Raw genomic sequence first — 21,152 nt, 5'->3', positions numbered from 1 at the left:
TTTTACCACTTTGGCCGTCATTGCGAGGAGCGCAGCGACGTTCGCAATGACCCAAGTATTGGGGTTGTTTTTAAGCTGGGTGCTCGGCACTGCGCCTTTTAACAAGCAGCGTTAAGCCTGCGGTAATAAACAATACCAACCACATGCCTACAGCCACACCGGCTAAGCGGCCTTGCTCCCAAAAGGGGTACAGATACAAACCGCCTAAGCTGGCACCTAAATAGTAAAAAACCAAGTACAGTGACGAAGCCAAGGCTCTGTGATGTTGCACGCTGCGCCCTACCCAACTACTGGCGCAAGCATGGGCTAAAAAGAATGCAAAACTATCAACAAGTAAGGTCAATAAAATGATCGACAGCTTACCCGTCATTAATCCCACATTGCCGATAGCCATTAATATAATGGCGGCTAACAAAGTCTGACATAAACCAAAACGGTTAACCAAATAACCACTCACGCTTGAAGCAAAAGTCCCCGTCAAATAGGTTAAAAATAATAACCCTAAGGCTGCGGGTGCCATTTGAATGGGCGGAGCCGAAAAATAAAAAGCCACATAAGTGTATTGATTTAAAAACACCATAAAGTTGAGCCCACCCACTAAATAAATGGGCCACAACAGCGGGTTTTTAATATGGCTAACTAGTGCCGTTCCCCCTTGGCCTTTATTAGCAGGCGCAAAATGTTGTGATGCGGGCAGCCATTTTAATAATGGGATCCACAGTAATAAACTGATGGCCGCCAATATCATAAAACTATTTTGCCAACCGCCCCACTGAGCCAATAAACCGCCTAGCACCCTACCTGCTATGCCACCTAATGAATTAGCCGCAATATAAACACCAATACTGGTAACAAGCGCTTTAGGTGTAAACTCCTCCCCCATATAAGCCACCGCAGTGGCAGGCAAGCCGGCTAAAAAGAAACCTTGTAAGCCTCGGGCAATCAATAAACTACTAAAATCATTCAGCTGTGAAATAACCAAGCCTAAGAGTAAGGCGGCCAATAAGCAGCCCAACATAATGGACTTACGCCCTCGCTTATCTGCAACCCTTGCCCAAAACAATAGGCCCATGGCCAAACCTAAAGTAGAAATAGACAGCACCCAACTAATCGACAGTGCCGACACATTAAAGTCTTGTGCTAATAAAGGCAGCAGAGGCTGGGCAATATATAAATTAATAAATACCAGCATAGAGCCTAACCCTAAGGCCAAGGTTGCACGCCACCAAAGGCGGGTTTTTAGCTCAATCATGATGACTCCTAAATAAGAGCCTAGATTTTAGTGCTCCATCAGGTATAAAAATAAACGTTTATAAAGAAAGGAAAAACAGATGCTAAATCGAAACAGCCTTTTTGCAACAGGCATAATACAAGATACATAAAGCACACCAAGAAGTCGCAGATAAATCTAAAATCTGTGAGGTAGGTAATCTAAAGTCGGTCGACTCACCCGCCGCCCCTCGCCAAGCTTTAAGACGGGCTTAGTGCTGCATACTCTTTTGTAACGTTAAAGTGCCCAGCTCGCTTGTTGGCTATTAAGGTGTTTAGCGTGACAGTGACTGCAACGTTGCCGACAAGGGTCTTGATATAATTGCTCGCGACTAATGTCGGCCTCACAATCACTGCACAGGCCATATAACCCTAGCTGCTGTTGGCACAAAGCCGCATCTACCTGCTTAAGTTTTATAATATAAGATTGTAACTGTGGCCAGGCTAATAAAGCGGGATGATCCGCCCATTCATCTGCGCCAATTTGCTCAAAGGTGAGGGCAAGGGGGGCATCTAGCGCAGCAAGGGCCTGCAAAAAGGCCCCTTGGCGAACTTTAGCTTCTGTGTGTAGGCGCTCTGTTAATTGAGACTCGGGTGTATGGCTCATAATGCGTTCCCAAAAACTGAATATACTCAGCAGTATACGGTGAGCGTGGGCATCACATTATGACGCAAATCAAAGAGCGATAAGAGTACGACGAATGTCGTCGGTATGTTTAAGCGTGCGCACCTGTGTAAATAAAGAAGCTGCTTGGGGGTATTGTTCTTTTAAATACCGCAACCACTGCTTAATGCGATTAGGGTAATACACGCCTTTATCGCCTTCTACTTCTAATGCCGAATAATCTAATAACAAGGCCACTACTTGTGACCAGCTCATGGTGGGGGCATGGTGTTTAATGGTGGCGGCTAAATTGGGCAGTGCCAGCGCACCTCGGCCTAGCATTACATCGCAACACTGGCTTTGTGCTTGCGCCGCTAATGCCTGCTGGGCATTCCAAATTTCCCCATTAATGATCACCGGAATCGACAATGCTTGGCGAATATCTGCCACCAAAGGCCAATATGCCGGCGGGCGATAGCCATCTTGCTTACTGCGGGCATGCACGGCTAACTCGCTAATGCCGCCCGCTGCCAGTGCTTGGCTGTTTTCTAAGTAAGAATCTCTGTCTTCTAGGCCTAAACGAATTTTAGCGCTAACCGGTAAATGCGCAGGCACGGCCGCTCGTACCGCTTTGGCAATTTGATAAAGCAGTTCACTGTCGGCTAATAAAGCGGCACCGCCCCGGCTTTTATTGACAGTTTTAGCCGGGCAGCCAAAGTTAAGATCAATACCTTGTGCGCCTAGTAAGCAGGCCTGATCGGCATTTTCTGCCAGCCAGTCTGGCTCTTGCCCTAATAATTGAATACGTACCGGCGTACCAGCAGGTGTTTGGCAGCCTTGATGCAACTCGGGACACAAGCGATAAAAAACTCTGGGTGGCAGGCGCATATCAACCACGCGCACAAATTCGGTCACACATAAGTCGAAGGGGTTAATGCGGGTCAGTAAGTCTCGCATTAAGTGATCTAACACCCCCTCCATGGGGGCCAAAATTAAACGCATAGTGTTGTAGGGCTGTCGCTAAAAAGTAGAGGGTAAGATTGTAACAGCGGGAATGAAAAAAAGCGCCCAGCGCCCGGCTTCTAGCGCCAAGAAAGATAAACCTAAAGGCGCTTTGCCACGGAATACACGGAAGAACACGGAAAAATAGAGATCAGATCTGAAAGGAATTTTTATTGGTAAGAGCGAAAAAAGTGATGAGTGGTGAGTGATGGGTGAACAGGGAATAGTCACTGACAGGTCAACTGTGTTCTAATCACGAGTCCCTAATCCCCAACCCCAGCTTTTCTCGCTCCCATGTTCTGCGCAGGAATGCAGCTTGGGCGCTTGTTTCACCAATAAAAAAAGCCGGCTTGCGCCGGCTTTATGCTTCTTAAGTTAGTTTTAAGCCTCGCTTAAACTCGCTTAGAAGTTGTACTGAATACCAACACCGTACAGATCGTCTTCATCTGAGATTTCGTTGATTACGTATTCAGCATAAATTTTAGTCTTAGGCGTGAATGCATAACGAGCGGCTAAAGTATATTCGTCAACTAGCTTATCACCTGATGACGCCTTACGACCTTTAGCATTTGCGTAGTTAGCAATTAAAGTCCACTCCTCTACATTGTAAGAAGCTTGAAGCTCCCAGAACTTAGCGCCATCATCGTCAGCAAGTCCGGTATTTTTCTCATCAATCTGACCGTATAGGCCGGCAAAGTAAAAACCATCGATGCTATAGTGTGCGCCTAAGCCCCACTCTTTGGTTTTGTCTGTGCTACCAGCAGTAACATAGTCGTTATCTTCTTGGTTATAAGAAGCTACAAAACCTAAGTTAATTGGTAATGTATAACCTGCTGAAACGCCCCAACGAGTGTCGTCTATATCGTTATTAAATATACTTTGATCTTGCTTACGATCATCGTTAAAAGCATAAGCACCGCGCAAATCTAAACCGTTGGCCGCATAAGATACACGAATTTGGTCATCAACACGGTTAAAACCACCCGCACGTGTAACATTTGCACCGAAGATATCTAAGGTGTCAGTTAGGTCAGTTAACTGGGCACGCGGCGCTTCACTTTTACCAAAAGTAAGGGTAGTGGTGTCTTGAAAGCTAAAACCTAACCAAGCGTAACGAGTATCGATTTCGTTATTAGCATTATTTTTACCATTTCCAACACTATTAGTTTTGCTTTCTGCATCAAAGTTGGCTTCGTACTTACCAATTAACGAGATATCTTGGTTTAGTACTTGGTTAAAGTTAATACCAGCACGAATTTGACCTTCGCCACCAAAGTTTTGGCGCTCACCACCACCTTGATAACCTAAACCACCTGCGTGGTACTGCAGGCGACCGTATAGATCAACTTTTGAGCCGTCTTCGGCTGAGTAAATTTCAACTGCGCTTGCAGACGTTGCAAACAATGCAGGAATAGTTAGAGCTAAAATTGTTTTTTTCATGATTTTTATATGCCTACTGTAGTTAAACACTAAGTCTTTGTTTTTCCCTGTGTTAGCAACGCCAAGCGTTACTATGCTAAACACATTAGCACCGCTATTTTTTGCTTGCAACAAAATAACAGGAACTTTTTATGACAATTAGACTCTGGCGCAATAAAATTGAGCTCAACAGCTTAAAAACGCAGCCACAATAATTTTGCGACTAACACTGTCATATAAATGGTCATATAAATGCAATATAAGTGTTAGCTAACATATAATATAAACATTGCCAACGCTTGCCATGCCCATTAACGGCACTCACAATAGCGCGCCACTTCCTCTATAATGAACAAAGTATTTACTTAAGCTTGCCCCTACGCTCAACTAATAAGCCAATATAATGTCAACCAAGCATCAGCCTGCCAATCACTATCAAACCTTAGTACAAGAAAACTATCGCCGACTAAGCAAAAACTTGCCAGGCTTTATCCCTCGCCGCGAGCAAAATTACCTAGTGGCTGAAATGGGCAAAGTTTTGCTGGGCCAATATGATAAAGCACGGCGCATTTTGGTGGCCGAGGCCGGCACCGGCATTGGTAAGTCGTTGGCGTATTTACAAGCGGGTATTCCGTGGGCAAAAGCCAATCAAAAAAAAGTGGTGATCTCAACCGCCACCTTGGCGCTGCAAGAGCAGTTAGTGGATAAAGACTTGCCGTTATTTTTGCCTTACAGCAAGCCCAGCTTTCGCTTTGCGTTAGCCAAAGGCCGTGCCCGTTATTGCTGCGCACGGCGCTTGGCCGATCTTGCTGGGGGGACATCGCAAGGCCAAATGTTTGATGTAGGATCATTTGAAAGCACTTTATCCGCCCCGTTAACCGCCACTCAGCAAACTCAGCTTGCTGAGCTATGGCAAGCTTATCAAGACCAAAGCTGGAAAGGCGATCGCGACAGCTGGCCCAGCCCCATCGATCAGGCATTATGGCAGCAGTTGCAAGCCGAGCGCCACAGTTGCCAGCCCATGCTGGGGCACCAGCACTGCCCGTTTCATCAAGCCCGTGCCGAGCTAGAACACGCCGATGTAATAGTGGTGAATCACGCGCTTTTGCTGGCCGATTTAAGCATGGGCGGCGGCATTGTATTGCCCGAGCCCGAGCAATGTTTATATATTTTGGATGAAGCCCACCATATTGCGACCGTCGCTCGCGAACAAGGCTCTATTCGCTTAAACCTGCGCCAGCTTAGGCGCTCTTTAGAGCAGTTTAATAAATGGCAAGGCAAGCTTAATGATTTATTGGGAGTAGACGGCCAAAGCGCCATTGGCCGCTTACAACACAGCTCGGCCCAATTAATACCGGCATTAACTCAGGTCTATCAAACGCTATTTTCAGCGCTGCAACGCCAAGAATTAACCACAGATGAGCAAGGCTGTTTGCGCTTTAATACCGGCGACTTACCCTGCGGGCTAGATGAGCGGTTAAGCATAGTAAAAGAAGACAGCCAAACCTTTTGCCGCGCACTGGGGCCCATTAACACTCAGCTTGCAGACCAGCTTAAGCTTAATCCGTCTCAGGCCCCTGCCATTGAAGCTGCCTTGGCGATTATTAGCCAGCAACAACTGCAAGGGGAGCAAATTCGCGATGGCGCCACCTTATTACTGCGCGCCCCAGGCCCAAAACAAACGCCCCCTGCCCGCTGGCTAGCGCTCGATAAAAAAGACCATCAAGACATTATGTTGTGCGCCACCCCCTTAGCAGTGGGGCACTTATTAGAGCAATGGTGTTGGTCTCGGGCCAGTGCCGTGGTGATGATGTCGGCCACCTTAACGGCGCTGAATGATTTTGGTTATTTTCGCCGTGCGGTGGGGTTACGCCAAGACGACGGCAGCCATTATATTCGCCTTAACTCACCGTTTAACTATGCTGAAGCCCAGCTGATTATTCCTGATCTGGCGTGTGAGCCAAGCCACCCCGACTTTAATGACTTATTGACCACCCAAATTCCTATTTGGCTTAAAAATCAGGCGGCAAGCTTAGTGTTATTTTCGTCGTACCGACAAATGCAACACGTCGCCGCCAGCCTTAGAGCCCAAGGCTATTCGCTGTTAGTACAAGGAGAAGCCAGCCGCCAAGCCTTGTTGCGGCTGCATAAAGACAAATGTGATGGTAAACAACCCAGCATTTTATTTGGTACTGGCAGCTTCTCGGAAGGCTTAGACTTGCCCAACCATTATTTAACCAACCTGATTATTACTAAACTGCCCTTTGCCGTGCCTACCTCGCCGGTTGAAGAAGCCATGGCTGAATGGATCACCCTATGTGGTGGCAATCCTTTTATGCAATTAGCCCTACCCGAAGCGTCGCGTAAATTAATTCAGGCCTGTGGCCGTTTACTGCGCACCGAAACCGACACCGGGCGCATTGTGTTATTAGATAAACGCTTAGTCAGCAAACGCTACGGCCCCGCCCTACTACAAGCCCTACCGCCTTTTAACAAACAGCTGCATGGAAAAACAGTAAAGAGTGAGGTGTAAAGGGGACAACCTTCTTGCTCCGCAAGACTTGCAGCTAAAGCGCAAGACTACAGAGTTTGCCCTTATCTATCCCCTCACTCCTTACCGGATTATTTTAGCCCGTCCGCTTTGGCCGAGTTCTTTAACGTGAGGCGGTCAGCGTTAGGCGTAGCGTTTTCTTTGGAATGGATTGCCGCGCTGCGCTCGCAATGACCCAAGTTATAGGATTGCCTTTAAGCTTGTCGCTGCCTTAAACTTTGTTAGTTATTGCGCTTAACTCATTAACTTGTCACAATCTTTATGTTTAAATTTATGATATCCAATGATGGAATGATTCACTTTGGCCTGCTATTACACAAGGTAAAGTGATTTAATTACGGCTTAGGAGCCCACCTTAATGAAAACACGCTTAACCCTTGCCGCCCTCGCCTTGGCAGGCTTATCTTTTGGCGCTAATGCGGCTACTTTTGAAGCAGCCAAACCTTATCAACTACTACTGGTTGATGGTGAAAAAACGAAACACAGCGCATTTAACACAGTGCACTCCACAGAAGTCAAAGGCGGCAAACATCAGTTTGTATTGGAGTATGTAGAAGACTACTCAACCAAACAGCATATTCGAGTAATGGAAGGTGATCCCGTTATTATCAACCTAGACACACCTGCCGATGCCAATCTAAGCGTTGAATATAAAAAGCCGATTAATTATCAGCAAGCTCGCGCTTTTTTACGCGATCAAGCCAGCCAAATAAGCATAGTAGACAAGCGCACCGGTCAGGCTGTTGCTGCTGAGGTTTATACCATTCATCGCCCTGCCGGCTTAAATTTAGCCAGTGGTATACAAGATTACCTAAAGGTAGAAAATAAAGATTTTAATGGCCGCACCGACGCCGCTGTAGCAGCAGCCACAGCCAAGTTTGGTGATGCCGCAGTAGATGCAGATTCATTAGATATGCTGAAATACTGGTGGAACAGCGCCGATAAAGACACCCAGCGAGCCTTCCAAATTTGGATGATCCAACAACAGTAAGCAAGCCAACACACAGAAAAAGGGTCGGAGTCATTTATCGATGACTCCGACCCTTTTTGCTGATACAGCACGCCCTAGCGCCTGTTTGTCAGCATTATGCCCGTAAATGACTCCGACCCCTTTTTAGTTAAAACACCCAGTGGGCAACTAAGGCAATCACTGGCAGTGTGACTAACGTGCGCAGTATAAAGATCACAAACAGCTCTACTACATTAACGGGGATCTTGCTGCCCAGTAACAAGGCACCCACTTCAGACATATAAATAAGTTGCGTGACCGATAACGCCGCAATCACAAAGCGGGTCATGTCACTTTCAATGGACGAGGCCAAGATGGCCGGAATAAACATATCAGCAAAACCCACCACTATGGTTTGTGAGGCCGCCGCCGCTTCGGGTATGTGTAACCACTCTAATAAAGGCACAAACGGCACCCCTAACCAGCTAAACACAGGAGTGGTTTCGGCAATCACTAATGCCAAGGTACCAAAAGCCATTACCACAGGTAATACACCCAGCAGCATGTCTAGCGCATTATAAACGCCAGTACGTACCACTTGGCCTAAACTTTCAACCTTATTGGCTCGTGCTAACGCTAAATGATAGCCATGGCTTAGGCGTGAGTAACCCGCTGGGGTGGCTTCATCTTGGGCATTTCTTGATTCGCCATTAATAAAAGTGTCTTTTTTCCAGCACAGCGGTGGCAAGCGCGGCACGATAATGGCGGCCACAATACCGGCTACGCATACCGCAAAGTAAAAGGGTAAAAATAAGTGTTCGAGTTTAACTTGCGCCAGCACCACTAAACTAAAGGTAATGGAGACGGCCGAAAAAGTGGTACCAATCACTGCGGCTTCGCGCTGAGTATAATGCTGCCCTTCGTATTGCTTGCTGGTTAGTAAAATGCCGACACTGCCATCCCCTAGCCAAGACGCCATACAGTCTACTGCTGAACGGCCAGGCAAACGAAAAATGGGGCGCATAATACCGGTCAGTAAGGTGCCTATAAATTCTAATAGCCCAAAATCCAGTAACAGTGGCAGCAGTAAACCGGCAAAAATAAACACTGCAAACAGTACCGGTAATAAGTCATTGAGCACTAGGCCGCCAGTGTCGCCACTGTATAAAATTTCTGGCCCCACTTGGGCATACACCAGCAATACAAACACCGCCCCTAACAATCGGCTGATAAGCCAAACAGGGCTCACGTTAAACAGCGTGTTTAAAAAGGCGTGTTTAAGTATTGCCATGGGCTTAAGCAAGGTTACCCATAAAGACAACACCGCCGATAGACAAATAATCAGGGTCACAATAATAGGTAGCTTATCTGCAAGTATCCCCTGTAAGCTTTTGGCCAACACGGCAATCATAATAGTGAGATCGCCCTGATAGCTCACCGGGGTCATAAACAAAAAGATGCCCAACAATGAAGGCAGCACAAACATAAGTAGGTTGCGTTTGCTGGCGTTAGCCTGCTTCGCCTGTGTTTTTTCCATGAGTACTCCACCAAGCTCTGCTTGGCATAGCTTGAATAAATAAAGTGAAAAAATGCTGAGTTATGCAAACCAAGAACAACATTTGCATAAAGCCCATTACGAAGTGAATAAATCACTAATAAACAATAGGCTGACTGAATAGTTATTTTACAGTGGAATATATTTAATCTAAAGGGGGAGTTAACATTTAACGCTATTTACCCTACCAAGCCAAGATACTTTGTCTACTAAAGAGCCTGACGTAAAAGTGGTAAAGCCGGCGGGCTAAGACATGGATTGCCGCGTCGCTTCGCTCCTCGCAATGACCGAAGTGAGAGCTGTCAGTTTAAAAAACAACACCTAAACATCTATGCAGAGGCCGCTTCAGCTGGCCGATGGCGCGTAGCGGCGTACTTAAAATTAATATGGTCGATGTATTCTTGCCCCCCCCCTTACACCTCACCCTTCACCGTTTTTTTTCGTACAGCGGTCAGCGTAAAGCGTATAGCTGTCTGTTAAAGAAAGCGGTACGTCTAACGCTGTACGTTAAAGATAAAACCGGTTTGCTTTTCCGTACAGCGGTCAGCGTAAAGCGTGTAGCTGTTTATTAAAAGTCACTCGTCATGCTCTTTTCTCACCAGTACAAAGCAGATCTCATCAAAAAAATCGAGTTCGCCGCTGGCGACTCTGGGGTGGATTGTCTGCTCCGATACTGTGGGGCGCACTTCTATCAGGGTGAAGTAAGGCTCAAACAAGGCGGTTACCGCTTGCTCCGACACCGAAAACGGCGGCCCCTGTTGTTGGTCGGGGGCATAATGCACACTAATCAATAACACCACGGCCCCAGGCTTAAGTAGCCTGGCTAACTGCGCAACATATTGGTGTCGCATAGAGGCTGGCAGCGCAATAAGGGCGGCTCTGTCGTAGGCGGCATTAAAGGTGATATTAAGCTGGTCTGCCTTAAAAAAGTCCCCTTGATATAGGTTAATGTGCGGCGTGAGCCAACCTTGATAAGGGCCAAGCACTGCTTGCTTTGGAGTCAGCTTGCTGTCAGCAAAAAAATCCTGTACTGCAAGGGGTGAGAGTTCAACCCCCACTACCTGATGGCCCTGCTCTGCCAGCCAATGCATGTCATTAGTCTTGCCACACAATGGCACTAATACCTGACTATTGGTAGGTAAGCTCAGCGTTGGCCAGTGCGCTTTTAGTTGGCTATTAACCTGTTCACGGTGAAAGCCAATACGCGCGCTTTGCCAACGTTGGTGCCAAAAATCTGCTTCCATAATTTTTCTATCACTGCTCTATTTACACATAATAACCTTACGCTTAAGCACAAGGTTTAAATTGATTACTGGTTGCGTCGTAACGATACCCAATGTGCTCCATACTCTGGGTTAGCCAATGTGTGTCGAGTTCGTAACGTGATACCAGTGTGGTTAAGTTATCGCATTCTAAACGCAGCTTTTCGTTTAAAATACTCAGCACCATGTGGCGATCCATATCTTCTAGCAGCAACTTATCCATATTCGCCTCCTGCTCAATCAGTCATGTTTTTTGATGTTAACGCTAACTTAACAATAAAGCGCCTTCAATACGCTATTTAACCAAAAACCTTCTGAACCGTTAAGGTGACGCCTAAGTACAAGATGCCGCGTAATGACTGTTAATTTATACAGTGTTTTACTTGATCTCTGCCAGCAAGACAACTACTGTATGCTCATACAGCAACACACAGGAGTTGGATTATCGATGGCTACTTTTTTGCATACTCTGCAACTTACAGATCAGACCCTTTGTTCATCCATACACTGGCAGCCGCTATTGCTAGAAGCCCCTTTTATGTATACCTCTGCTCACCCTGGTACCAGTAGTATTAGCCATTGGGGAGGCGTACCCCAAGCGCGCTTATTCGCCAACTTAGCGAATATCAGCCAACAGAATAATGGCTGGATCCTGATCGCCAATGCTCCCGAGCGATTATCGCGAACCGCACTGTTAAATGCCGGCATCAATCCCGCTCGCGTTATTGATGCTCAGCAAGCGTCTCGCCAGCTGGTGTTACAGGCAACACAGTGTGCCAGCATTGCGGTAGTGGTGTGTTGGAAGTACGGCGACCTTATCGCTAATCAAGCCTGCGCACTAAAAAAATCGCTACCCGTGAGTCGCGCGCATCTTGAGTCAGCATTACCAAAAGCCTCGGTACCATCTTATCAGTTAAACTAAAGGTGGCTTATGTTTGCATACTGAAATGCCACCATAGGCGCGTTAAAGAAGCGAGTACTAAAAGAAGATGTTAGGTGAGTTGTGCTTGATAGACAGGCCGTTAATGTGATTACATTAGCGCCCTTATCAAAACATACAGACCAATTACATAACGGTTTGTATTGTAGCCTTAATACGTTATGGCTCATTTTTTTTGCCTTAGGGCAGGTACAATTCTAGGATTAAATAATGCGAGTGTGGCTTTTAGGGCTGTTTAGCAGTCTGTTACTGGCAGGGTGTGGCGGCGATAACGACAGTCATCGCCAACAACTGGCACAAAAAAGCTTATTGTATTGCATTAGTAACGCCCCACTTAGTTTTAACCCTCAGTTGGTGATGTCGAGTGAAACCTTAGACGCCACCGCACATCAGTTATATAACCGCCTGTTAAGGCGAGATCCTAATAATCAGCAGCTAATACCGGCACTGGCCTCTCAGTGGCAACAAGATAGCCAAGGGCTACGCTATCGTTTTACCTTACGAAAAGCCGTGCCTTTTCATGAGACAGCCTGGTTTAGCCCCAGCCGTATGTTGACTGCCGACGATGTGGCCTTTACTTTTAATCGCATTATTAATAAACAACACCCCTACCATGCTATAGGCGGCGGTCGCTATCCGTTTTTTAGTGGTATTAACTGGACAGAGCTGGTGCGAGAAATACGCGTGCTCGGCCCACATCAAGTCGAATTTGTACTCACTCGCCCCGATGCAGATTTCTTAAGTTATCTAGCTACAGATTATGCCAGTATTTTATCAGCCGAATATGGCAAACAGCTGCAAGAAAATGGCACACCCGCACAAATAGATAAACAGCCGGTGGGAACGGGCCCCTTTATGCTGCAACACTATCGCCCCGATGAGTTTATTCGTTATCAGCGTCATAACAATTATTGGGATGGCCCCCCAGCATTACAACAATTGGTGTTTGATATTACTCCTCAGTCGTCTAAGCGCTTAGCTAAGTTGTTGTCGGGGGAATGTGACGCCATGGCAAACCCGTCGGCCAGTCAGGTGAGTATGATTAAACAAGACCCCTCTCTTGCAGTCAGTGAGGCAGGGGGAATAAATGTATCTTTACTTGCACTGAATACCCAAAAGGCGCCGTTTAATGACATTCGGGTGCGCAAAGCTCTTAGCTTAGCCCTGTCGCGCCAAGATATATTGCAGGCGGTGTATTTTAATGAAGGTCGAAAAGCCACCACCCTACTCCCCGCACGCTCTTGGGCGCACAGTGAGACTCAAACAATGCCCGATACCAATATGGCGCGTGCGCGTTGGCTGCTGAAACAAGCCGGTGTTGATAACAGCGCTGACAGCAAGCGGACAGGAGTCAAAAAGAACAATAAACCCTTTATTAACATGACCTTATTATTGCCTGCTGGCGCGCGCAGCTATAACCCCGATGGATTAAAAACTGGCCAGCTCATTCAACAGCGCTTTGCAACACTTGGAATCAAGGTGATATTAAAGCCCATGGACGAGCAACTATTAAGCCAACAGTTACAAGATGGCAGTCAAGATGCGGTGCTCACAGGCTGGTCTGCCGACACCCCAAGCCCAGACAATACCTTGCGTAACCTGCTAAGCTGCCATGGTATTGCCAACACCACTAATGCCAGTCGATGGTGTCACCCTGTATTTGAGCAGCAATTAGATTTGGCCTTAACAGAGCCCGTACAGGCAAAGCGCCGCTCCCATTATCAACTAGCACAAATGTTGGCTTATCAAGATGTGGCCGTCATCCCCTTAATACACAGCCAACGATTATTATCTTATCGGCGCAATATAACAGGACTCGCGTTATTGCCTTACGGTGGCGTGGCGTTTGATAAGGCTTACAAGGAATAATCATGCTGTTGTATTTATTACGTCGCACCATGTTGCTGATAAGCACATTGCTTATGCTGTCGTTAATTGCTTATGTGCTGGAGTTTCAGCTTATGAACGCGCAGCCACCTGATTTTTTTAACGGCTATATCACCTTTATTCGTCAACTATTGTCCGGTGACTTTGGCGTATCCAGTGTGTCTGGCTTACCCATTTTGGGGGCCTTAGGTCAGTATTTCCCTGCTACGTTAGAATTGTGTATTGCCGCTTTTATTCTCTCGTTACTGGTGGGCATTCCTGCTGGCACACTGGCAGCCTTACGGGTGGGGCGCTGGCAAGATACCTTCATCCTCACCGGTACGCTTATCGGCTATTCGGTGCCCGTATTTTGGTTAGGCCTATTATTGGTGATGTTTTTTTCGCTGAATTTAGGTTGGTTGCCGGTCTCGGGACAATTAAGTTTATTGTATGACGTGAAGCAAGTGACCGGCATTATGACCATAGATACCTTGCTGGCCGATGGCCCGTATCGCTGGTCTGCTTTTTTAGATGCCTTGCGCCACTTAGTGCTGCCCGCATTAGTACTGGCCATAGTGCCCACCACAGAGGTGATCCGCCAAATTCGCAGTGCCTTGCTTGAGGTGCTCAAACATAATTATATTCGTGCGGTACTCACTAAGGGGCTAAGCGACCGACATGTAATGTTGCGCCATGGCCTGCGCAATGCGCTGCCGCTGGCCATTCCTACATTAGGCCTACAGTTTGGTACTGTGCTGACCTCTGCCATTATGACCGAAATTGTGTTTGATTGGCCTGGCTTAGGTCGCTGGCTAGTCACCAGTATTGCACTGCAAGATTATGCCGCCATAAAAGGGGGGACTTTGGCCATTGCTACTTTTACCATAGTCGCCAGCGCCATTGTTGAAGTGATGTCGACCTTAATTTACCCAGCCAGAAGGAAGGCCGTTTATGCCAAGCAAGGGTAATATTTATCCAGAAGTGCGGGTGCGCTCGCCACGGGAACAGACTTGGCTGGTGTTTAAGCGCAATATGCTGGCCATGATCGGCCTATGGGGCTTGGTGCTGTTAGCTTTGCTCACCCTACTTACCCCTTGGTTGGCCCCCTATGCGGCCAATGAACAATTTACCCAGCTGTTATTAATGCCCCCTTCTTGGGCCGATGAAGGTAATGTGGACTTCTTTTTAGGCACGGATGATTTAGGCCGCGATATGTTATCGCGCTTAATGTTTGGGGCCCGCCTTACCTTTGGTAATGGCGTATTAGCGGTATTAGTAGCGCTATTGGTAGGCGGCAGTATCGGCATTGTTGGCGGCATGTTCAAAGGCTTTAAAGCCAGCATTCTTAACCACTTATTAGATACCCTTTTATCTATTCCGTCACTGCTGCTGGCCATTATTTTTGTCGCTATCTTGGGGCCTGGGCTGTTTAACACCCTGATTGCCATTACCTTAGCTCTAACGCCGCAATTTACCCGCGCCATTTACAATGCAGTGTCGGATGAGATGCAAAAAGAATACCTTACCGCCTTGCGATTAGACGGTGGCACCCGTTGGGATATGCTGCGCTACGGCGTTTTGCCCAACCTCAGTGACACCATTATTAGCCAAACCACCCGAGGGCTATCCTCTGCTATTTTGGACATCACCGCCGTGGGCTTTTTAGACTTAGGGGCCCAGCCCCCTAGACCGGAGTGGGGTACCATGTTGGCCGATGCCATAGAGTTAGTATTTCTTGCCCCTTGGACGGTCGCCCTCCCCGGCTTGGCCATCTTGCTCACGGTATTAGTGATTAATATGGTGGGTGAAGGGCTGCGCCAAGCCATTAATGAGGTCATGGACTAATGCCACTACTCGATATTCGTAATCTCACTATTGAAATAGAAACGCCACAGGGCTTGGTGAAAGCGGTTGATAAATTTAGCTTAACGCTGGCCGAGGGAGAAATTCGCGGCCTAGTGGGCGAGTCAGGCTCAGGAAAAAGCTTGGTGGCAGAAACCTTGGCCGGCATTGCCAAAGATACTTGGCATGTTACGGCCGATCGGATGCACTTTGGTAATATCGACCTGCTCAGCCTATCTCATAAAGAACGCCGACGTATGATGGGGCAAGACATTGCTATGGTATTTCAAGAGCCATCAAGCTGTCTTGACCCGTCACAAACCATAGGTGCTCAGCTAAAAGAGGCAATGCCAAGACGTATGGCTAACGCTAAATGGTGGCAGCATTGGCACTGGCGGCATAAAGAGGCGGTATCCTTGCTACACAGAGTGGGCATTCGCAACTCACAAACCGTGATAAATGCTTACCCCTTTGAGTTATCGGAAGGCGAATGCCAAAAGGTCATGATTGCTATGGGACTGGCGACACAGCCTAAATTATTAGTGGCAGATGAGCCCACCAATGCCATGGAAGCCTCTAATCAGGCACAAATTTTACGCCTACTCGAACGTGTCAATAAGCTATCGGGCACCACTGTATTGTTGATCAGTAATGATTTAACGACCTTTGCGCGTTTAACTAATAATATTACTGTTATGTACTGTGGACAGGCGGTCGAGTCTGGCACCCGAGAGCAAATATTAACCCAGCCTCATCACCCTTATACGGCTGCCCTGTTACAGATGATGCCCGACTTAGACGGCAGTTTACCCCATAAGTCACGGCTGAATACCTTGCCGGGGGCTATTCCTCCACTGCAAAGCTTACCCATTGGCTGTCGATTAGGCCCACGCTGTCCTAATGCACAAAAAAAATGTGTGATCACGCCGCCATTAGCTAAGTACAAAGGGCAAAGCTACTACTGCCACTTTCCGCTGAATATGCCCCAAAAAGGTAAGCCCAAGTCATGAGTCAGGTGCCATTACTAAAAGTTGATAATTTGAGTAAAGAGTTTGTCACTCAAACTCGATTATTTCGCAAAGTCACCAAAACGGCGTTTCATCCCTTGTCTTTTACACTGGAGCGAGGGCAAACGCTGGCCATTATGGGCGATTCGGGTTCAGGAAAAAGTACCTTGGCTAAAGTATTGGCTGGGGTGATGCCGCCAACAAAAGGCAGTATTTATATTAATGGCGATAAAATTGCAGCCGGTGATGATAAAAAGCGTTGTCAGTTGCTACGCATGATTTTTCAAGATCCCAATACTTCTCTTAATCCACGCAGTAACATTGGTAATATTTTAGAAATGCCCCTTAGCCTCAACACCAACCTCAATGAGGCCGAGCGTCACGAATTAGTGTTAGACACTCTAAAGTTAGTAGGCTTGCTGCCAGATCATTATCATTTTTATCCGCAAATGATTTCAACCGGCCAAAAACAGCGGGTAGCACTGGCACGCGCGCTTATTTTATCGCCCAATATTATTGTAGCGGACGAGGCGATTTCTAATTTAGATATTTCGGTGCGCTCGCAAATTATTAACTTACTATTGAGCCTGCAAAGCCGGTTGGGGTTATCTTATGTGTTGGTGGCCAACGATCTCGGTGTGGTGCGCCACATTAGTGACCACGTTATGTTAATGCACAACGGTTATGTGGTAGAAGCCGGCCCCACGCAAAAAGTATTAACCACACCACAAAGCGAACACGGGCTGCGCCTGTTGCAAAACTACAACAATGAATACCGCTGGCATCATAATAAGCGCTAAAAGAACGCGGTACGCCTAACGCTGTACGCTATACGCTATACGCTATACGCTATACGCTATACGTTAAAGATAAAACCGGTTCGGTTTTTCGTAAAGCGGTCGGCGTAAAGCTTACAGCTATCAGTTACCCGGGTGCCCGGAATGAAACTTAAAGTTATCGTCGGGTGATTGAATTAAATCGGCTTCAACGTCACGAAACAGCGCGACTCTGTCGCTAATATCTTCATCGGTTATTTGATCAGCTAAGGCTAAGTAATCTTGATAGTGACGTGCTTCTGAACGTAATAAAGAAGTATAAAATTGACCAATTTTAGGCGGCAAATGCGGCGCCAGCTTGGCAAAACGCTCACAAGAGCGTGCCTCAATAAACGCGCACACAATGAGCTTATCGACTAAGGCTTCGGGCTCATAGGTTCGTACCTTCTTCAGCATCATTTTGGCATAACGAGACGCCGGCACAGGCTCATAAGCAATGCCATTTTCTTCCAATATTTCTAACACCTGATAAAAGTGATGTAATTCTTCTCTGATCAATAATACCATTTTATCGATCATCTCTTGCCCATAAGCGCAGTCTGGCCGAGCTTTAATGGTTTTAGACAAGTAGTTTTTCGCTCGTAAGCTGTGCAAGTCTCCCACTCGGTTATAAGCAAACTGCTCATAAGGCGCCATCATCTTTGAGATGTCGCTAATGCCCTCTTCGGTAAGCGCATAACGTTTTAGCAAAAACATGGCACTTTGTGCGGCTTTTAATTCACATAGCAAATGGTCGCGCAGAATAATCGGTAAGTTCTCCGGTTTACGTGCCTCTTCAACCCAAGCATTGGGAGTATCGCAGCGTAAAAAGTCATAAATAGGAGCCAATAACACGTCAAACTCAGACGATAAAGAAGGTGCATTTGTCATAAGGGTCTAGGTAAGCTCATCGTTAGAATGATCAAGTTAGGTATTTTATCATTAACTGGCTTAGGCTGCTCTTGCTAAAGGCTTTGTTGATCTAGATCTCATTTTTATCATTGTACACACACAATAATGCACTTTCTTGTCTACAATTACCTATCGAACCGATTGCGCAACCGATTTGATATAATTTAAGGCTTTGATTTTGTAAACCATGTCATCAAGGCGTCATACCGCTTGGGCTTCATCTGTCCCACAAAAAGGCCAATAGTGTGAAAAAAACCACCTTATTAAATAGCCATCTATCGGCACAAGTCGCAAGCCTAGGTCATACCGACACCTTGGTATTGGCCGATGCTGGCCTGCCTATTCCCTCTGGCCCACAACGTATTGACTTGGCGGTGAGCCCAGGCGTACCGAGTTTATTGTCTGTATTAAGCGCCCTACTCACCGAGCTGCAATTAGAAAACGTCACCTTAGCTAAAGAAGTGATCACGGCCAGCCCAGAGTTACACCAACAACTGTTAACACACATTGAACAAGCCAGCGCCGCTCAGGGCAAGCACATTACTGTTAACTACATCAGTCATGAGCAGCTCAAACACAATACCACTCAAGCCAAGGCGGTGGTTCGCACTGGCGAATGCACGCCCTACGCCAATTTGATATTGCGCTGCGGCGTGCCTTTTTGAGGTGAATATGGAAGCAATACTGTCTTTAACCGCCATAGATAAGGCGTTTCCGGGGGTAAAAGCACTCACGCAAGCCGGCCTTAACGTCTATCCCGGGCAAGTGATGGCGCTGATGGGAGAGAACGGGGCCGGCAAATCAACCTTAATGAAGGTGCTGACCGGTATTTATCAAGCCGATGCAGGCCGTATTATTTATCATGGCAAGCCTTGTCATTTTAAAGGACCTCGCGAGTCGCAACAGGCTGGAATTGGCATTATTCATCAAGAGCTTAATCTCTTAAATGAGCTGACCATTGCCGAGAATATTTACTTGGGCCGAGAGCCGGTGAATAAGTTTGGCAAGATTAACTGGACTCAGTTATATGCCGATGCCCAAGCGCTACTGGATCGTTTGCAAATTCGCCAGTCGCCACAAACACGCTTGGGCAACTTGAGCATAGGGGCTCAGCAAATGGTGGAGATTGCCAAGGCATTATCGTTTAAAGCCGATGTGATCATTATGGATGAGCCCACAGATGCCCTAACTGATACAGAAACTCGCGCTTTATTTAGAGTCATTAACGAGTTACGCGCTACTGGCTGCGCCATTGTCTATATTTCTCACCGGTTAAAAGAAATTTTTGAAATTTGCGATCGCGTCACCGTATTGCGTGATGGACAATGGATTGCTGAAGCCGCGGTGAGTGACATAGACGAAGATCAGCTTATTGAACTCATGGTTGGGCGTAAGCTCGACGAACAATATCCCAGAATAGCAACGCCTCTTGGTCAAGAAGTGCTTAAAGTTGAACAGATGAGCGCCCCGGGCATTGAAGATATTAGCTTTAGCTTGCATCAAGGTGAAATACTGGGGTTTTCTGGCTTAATGGGCGCAGGACGCACAGAGCTGGTAAAAGCCTTATACGGTGCCGAGCCCCGAACAAAAGGTAAGGTGTGGTTATCTGGTAAACCTTATGGCGCCGCACACCCACAACAAGCGTTGGCCGCAGGCATCGCTTATATTTCAGAAGACCGTAAAGGCGATGGCCTGATATTGGGATTATCTGTTAAAAATAACATGAGCTTATCGGCGCTCGCCGAGCTGAGCCAAGGGTTACAGCTTGCTCACCAAGCTGAGCGCAGTGCGGTAGATGAGTTTATTAGTTTGTTTAATATTAGAACTCCCACACGCGATCAGTTGATTGGTCATTTATCGGGAGGGAATCAACAAAAGGTCGCCATTGCGAAAGGCTTAATGACGCGCCCTAAGGTGCTGATTTTGGATGAGCCCACACGCGGCGTAGATGTGGGTGCCAAAAAAGAGATTTATCAGCTCATTAATCGCTTTAAACAAGAAGGCATGGCTATTATTTTAGTCTCGTCTGATATGCCAGAAGTGTTAGGCATAAGTGATCGTATTATGGTGATGCACCAAGGTCGAATTAACGGTGAGTTTACTGCCACCACTGTCACTCAAGAACAATTACTGGCCGCCGCTGTCGGTAAGCCCCATCAAGAGGAACACCCATAATGACAACCGCTAATACCCGCCGTTGGTTTACTAAAGAGTGGCTGATTGCTCAAAAATCGCTGATCGCGCTACTCATATTGATTGCCGTGGTCTCGGCATTAAACCCGTACTTTTTTACCCTTGATAACCTGCTAAATATTTTGCGCCAAACCTCGGTGAACGCCATTATTGCCGTGGGCATGACCCTAGTAATATTAACCGCCGGTATCGACCTAAGCGTGGGCTCAGTGCTGGCATTATGTGGTGCCTTTGCTGCCAGCATGGTGTCGATGGAGCTGTCTATTTTTATCACCCTGCCCGCTGTGTTATTGGCCGGCTTTGCCTTGGGCAGCTTAAGTGGTCTGATTGTTGCCAAAGGTCGGGTGCAAGCTTTTATTGCCACCTTGGTCACCATGACACTGCTGCGCGGCGTTACCATGGTTTATACCCAAGGACGCCCTATTTCTACCGGTTTCACTGATGCAGGCGATATTTTTGCGTGGTTTGGCACCGGTTATGTGTTTGGCATTCCAGTGCCGGTGTGGTTAATGGCCATCACGTTTTTGGGTGCTTGGTATTTATTAAACCATACTCGGTTTGGCCGCTATATTTATGCCGTGGGTGGCAACGAGGCTGCAGCTCGCTTATCGGGCATTAATGTGGCACGGGTAAAAATTGGCGTATATGCCATTTGTGGCATGTTATCGGCATTGGCCGCGATTATTGTTACCAGCCGTTTATCTTCAGCTCAACCCACGGCTGGCACCACTTATGAGTTAGACGCTATTGCCGCCGTGGTGTTAGGCGGTACTAGCCTAGCCGGTGGTAAAGGCGCCATTATGGGCACTTTAATTGGTGCGCTGATTATTGGCTTTTTGAATAATGCCCTTAACCTGCTGGATGTGTCTTCTTACTATCAGATGATTGCCAAGGCGAGTGTTATTTTGTTGGCGGTTTTGGTCGACAATAAACACAAATAAAACTGAACTGGTTCATGTTATCCAT

General features: G+C 47.0%; 19 protein-coding genes. 11 read left to right on the top strand and 8 right to left on the bottom strand.

The features are described from left to right. Positions 1-70: 70 nt before the first annotated feature. The 4 genes from J3U76_RS03445 to J3U76_RS03430 form a co-directional block, all read right to left on the bottom strand. Positions 71-1,252, bottom strand: a complete 1,182-nt coding sequence (locus J3U76_RS03445) for an MFS transporter (RefSeq protein WP_208004435.1) — start codon at positions 1,250-1,252, stop codon at positions 71-73. Between the two features lie 255 nt (positions 1,253-1,507). Continuing rightward, positions 1,508-1,876, bottom strand: coding sequence for a transcriptional regulator, TraR/DksA family protein (locus J3U76_RS03440; RefSeq protein ID WP_208004434.1), 369 nt, complete (start codon positions 1,874-1,876; stop codon positions 1,508-1,510). 69 nt (positions 1,877-1,945) lie between these two features. After that, positions 1,946-2,875 (bottom strand): tRNA dihydrouridine(16) synthase DusC, encoded by a 930-nt coding sequence (gene dusC, locus J3U76_RS03435; RefSeq protein WP_208004433.1) that lies wholly within the window; start codon positions 2,873-2,875, stop codon positions 1,946-1,948. A gap of 402 nt (positions 2,876-3,277) precedes the next feature. Beyond that, positions 3,278-4,429: a porin gene (locus J3U76_RS03430; protein WP_243454030.1), complete on the bottom strand. Its 1,152-nt coding sequence runs from the start codon at positions 4,427-4,429 to the stop codon at positions 3,278-3,280. Positions 4,430-4,697: 268 nt separating this feature from the next. Between J3U76_RS03430 and dinG the strand changes: the two genes are divergently transcribed. Both dinG and J3U76_RS03420 read left to right on the top strand, forming a co-directional pair. After that, positions 4,698-6,827, top strand: coding sequence for an ATP-dependent DNA helicase DinG (gene dinG / locus J3U76_RS03425; RefSeq protein ID WP_208004432.1), 2,130 nt, complete (start codon positions 4,698-4,700; stop codon positions 6,825-6,827). Between the two features lie 376 nt (positions 6,828-7,203). Then, positions 7,204-7,836 carry a YccT family protein gene (locus J3U76_RS03420; protein ID WP_208004431.1) on the top strand — a complete coding sequence of 211 codons (633 nt, stop codon included), beginning with the start codon at positions 7,204-7,206 and terminating at the stop codon, positions 7,834-7,836. A gap of 127 nt (positions 7,837-7,963) precedes the next feature. On the opposite strand, the gene J3U76_RS03415 is transcribed toward J3U76_RS03420, so the two are convergent. From J3U76_RS03415 to J3U76_RS03405, 3 genes are all read right to left on the bottom strand, one after another. Further along, positions 7,964-9,331 carry a YjiH family protein gene (locus tag J3U76_RS03415; protein WP_208004430.1) on the bottom strand — a complete coding sequence of 456 codons (1,368 nt, stop codon included), beginning with the start codon at positions 9,329-9,331 and terminating at the stop codon, positions 7,964-7,966. Positions 9,332-9,924: 593 nt separating this feature from the next. Beyond that, the gene (locus J3U76_RS03410; RefSeq protein ID WP_208004429.1) at positions 9,925-10,593 is read right to left on the bottom strand and encodes a thiopurine S-methyltransferase; all 669 of its coding nucleotides are present in this window, start codon (positions 10,591-10,593) and stop codon (positions 9,925-9,927) included. Between the two features lie 43 nt (positions 10,594-10,636). Next, positions 10,637-10,834 carry a DUF4250 domain-containing protein gene (locus tag J3U76_RS03405; RefSeq protein WP_208004428.1) on the bottom strand — a complete coding sequence of 66 codons (198 nt, stop codon included), beginning with the start codon at positions 10,832-10,834 and terminating at the stop codon, positions 10,637-10,639. A 225-nt stretch (positions 10,835-11,059) separates the two neighbouring features. Between J3U76_RS03405 and J3U76_RS03400 the strand changes: the two genes are divergently transcribed. From J3U76_RS03400 to J3U76_RS03375, 6 genes are all read left to right on the top strand, one after another. After that, complete coding sequence (locus J3U76_RS03400; RefSeq protein ID WP_208004427.1) at positions 11,060-11,533, top strand: hypothetical protein; 474 nt, start codon at positions 11,060-11,062, stop codon at positions 11,531-11,533. Positions 11,534-11,761: 228 nt separating this feature from the next. Beyond that, positions 11,762-13,420: an ABC transporter substrate-binding protein gene (locus J3U76_RS03395; protein WP_208004426.1), complete on the top strand. Its 1,659-nt coding sequence runs from the start codon at positions 11,762-11,764 to the stop codon at positions 13,418-13,420. A gap of 2 nt (positions 13,421-13,422) precedes the next feature. Further along, positions 13,423-14,385 (top strand): ABC transporter permease, encoded by a 963-nt coding sequence (locus tag J3U76_RS03390; RefSeq protein ID WP_208004425.1) that lies wholly within the window; start codon positions 13,423-13,425, stop codon positions 14,383-14,385. Further along, positions 14,369-15,262 (top strand): ABC transporter permease subunit, encoded by an 894-nt coding sequence (locus J3U76_RS03385; RefSeq protein ID WP_208004424.1) that lies wholly within the window; start codon positions 14,369-14,371, stop codon positions 15,260-15,262. Before J3U76_RS03390 ends, J3U76_RS03385 begins: the two co-directional genes overlap by 17 nt. After that, positions 15,262-16,269, top strand: a complete 1,008-nt coding sequence (locus J3U76_RS03380; protein WP_208004423.1) for a peptide ABC transporter ATP-binding protein — start codon at positions 15,262-15,264, stop codon at positions 16,267-16,269. The genes J3U76_RS03385 and J3U76_RS03380 overlap by 1 nt, the downstream gene beginning before the upstream one ends. Next, entirely contained in the window at positions 16,266-17,066 is an 801-nt protein-coding gene (locus tag J3U76_RS03375) for a peptide ABC transporter ATP-binding protein (protein WP_208004417.1), read from the top strand. The genes J3U76_RS03380 and J3U76_RS03375 overlap by 4 nt, the downstream gene beginning before the upstream one ends. 120 nt (positions 17,067-17,186) lie before the next feature. Here J3U76_RS03375 and miaE read toward each other — a convergent pair whose 3' ends face one another. Next, positions 17,187-17,972: a tRNA isopentenyl-2-thiomethyl-A-37 hydroxylase MiaE gene (gene miaE / locus J3U76_RS03370; protein WP_208004409.1), complete on the bottom strand. Its 786-nt coding sequence runs from the start codon at positions 17,970-17,972 to the stop codon at positions 17,187-17,189. A 266-nt stretch (positions 17,973-18,238) separates the two neighbouring features. Between miaE and rbsD the strand changes: the two genes are divergently transcribed. From rbsD to rbsC, 3 genes are read left to right on the top strand one after another with little or no spacing between them, the layout of a single operon-like run. Beyond that, positions 18,239-18,658: a D-ribose pyranase gene (rbsD, locus tag J3U76_RS03365; protein ID WP_208004408.1), complete on the top strand. Its 420-nt coding sequence runs from the start codon at positions 18,239-18,241 to the stop codon at positions 18,656-18,658. Positions 18,659-18,665: 7 nt separating this feature from the next. Beyond that, complete coding sequence (gene rbsA, locus J3U76_RS03360; RefSeq protein WP_208004401.1) at positions 18,666-20,168, top strand: ribose ABC transporter ATP-binding protein RbsA; 1,503 nt, start codon at positions 18,666-18,668, stop codon at positions 20,166-20,168. After that, entirely contained in the window at positions 20,168-21,127 is a 960-nt protein-coding gene (rbsC, locus tag J3U76_RS03355; protein WP_208004400.1) for a ribose ABC transporter permease, read from the top strand. Before rbsA ends, rbsC begins: the two co-directional genes overlap by 1 nt. Positions 21,128-21,152: the final 25 nt, after the last annotated feature.

This window comes from Oceanisphaera pacifica, assembly GCF_017498065.1.
Taxonomy (GTDB): domain Bacteria; phylum Pseudomonadota; class Gammaproteobacteria; order Enterobacterales; family Aeromonadaceae; genus Oceanimonas; species Oceanimonas pacifica.
Note: the sequence above shows the minus strand (reverse complement) of the source record. Positions and strands in the feature narration are given on the sequence as shown.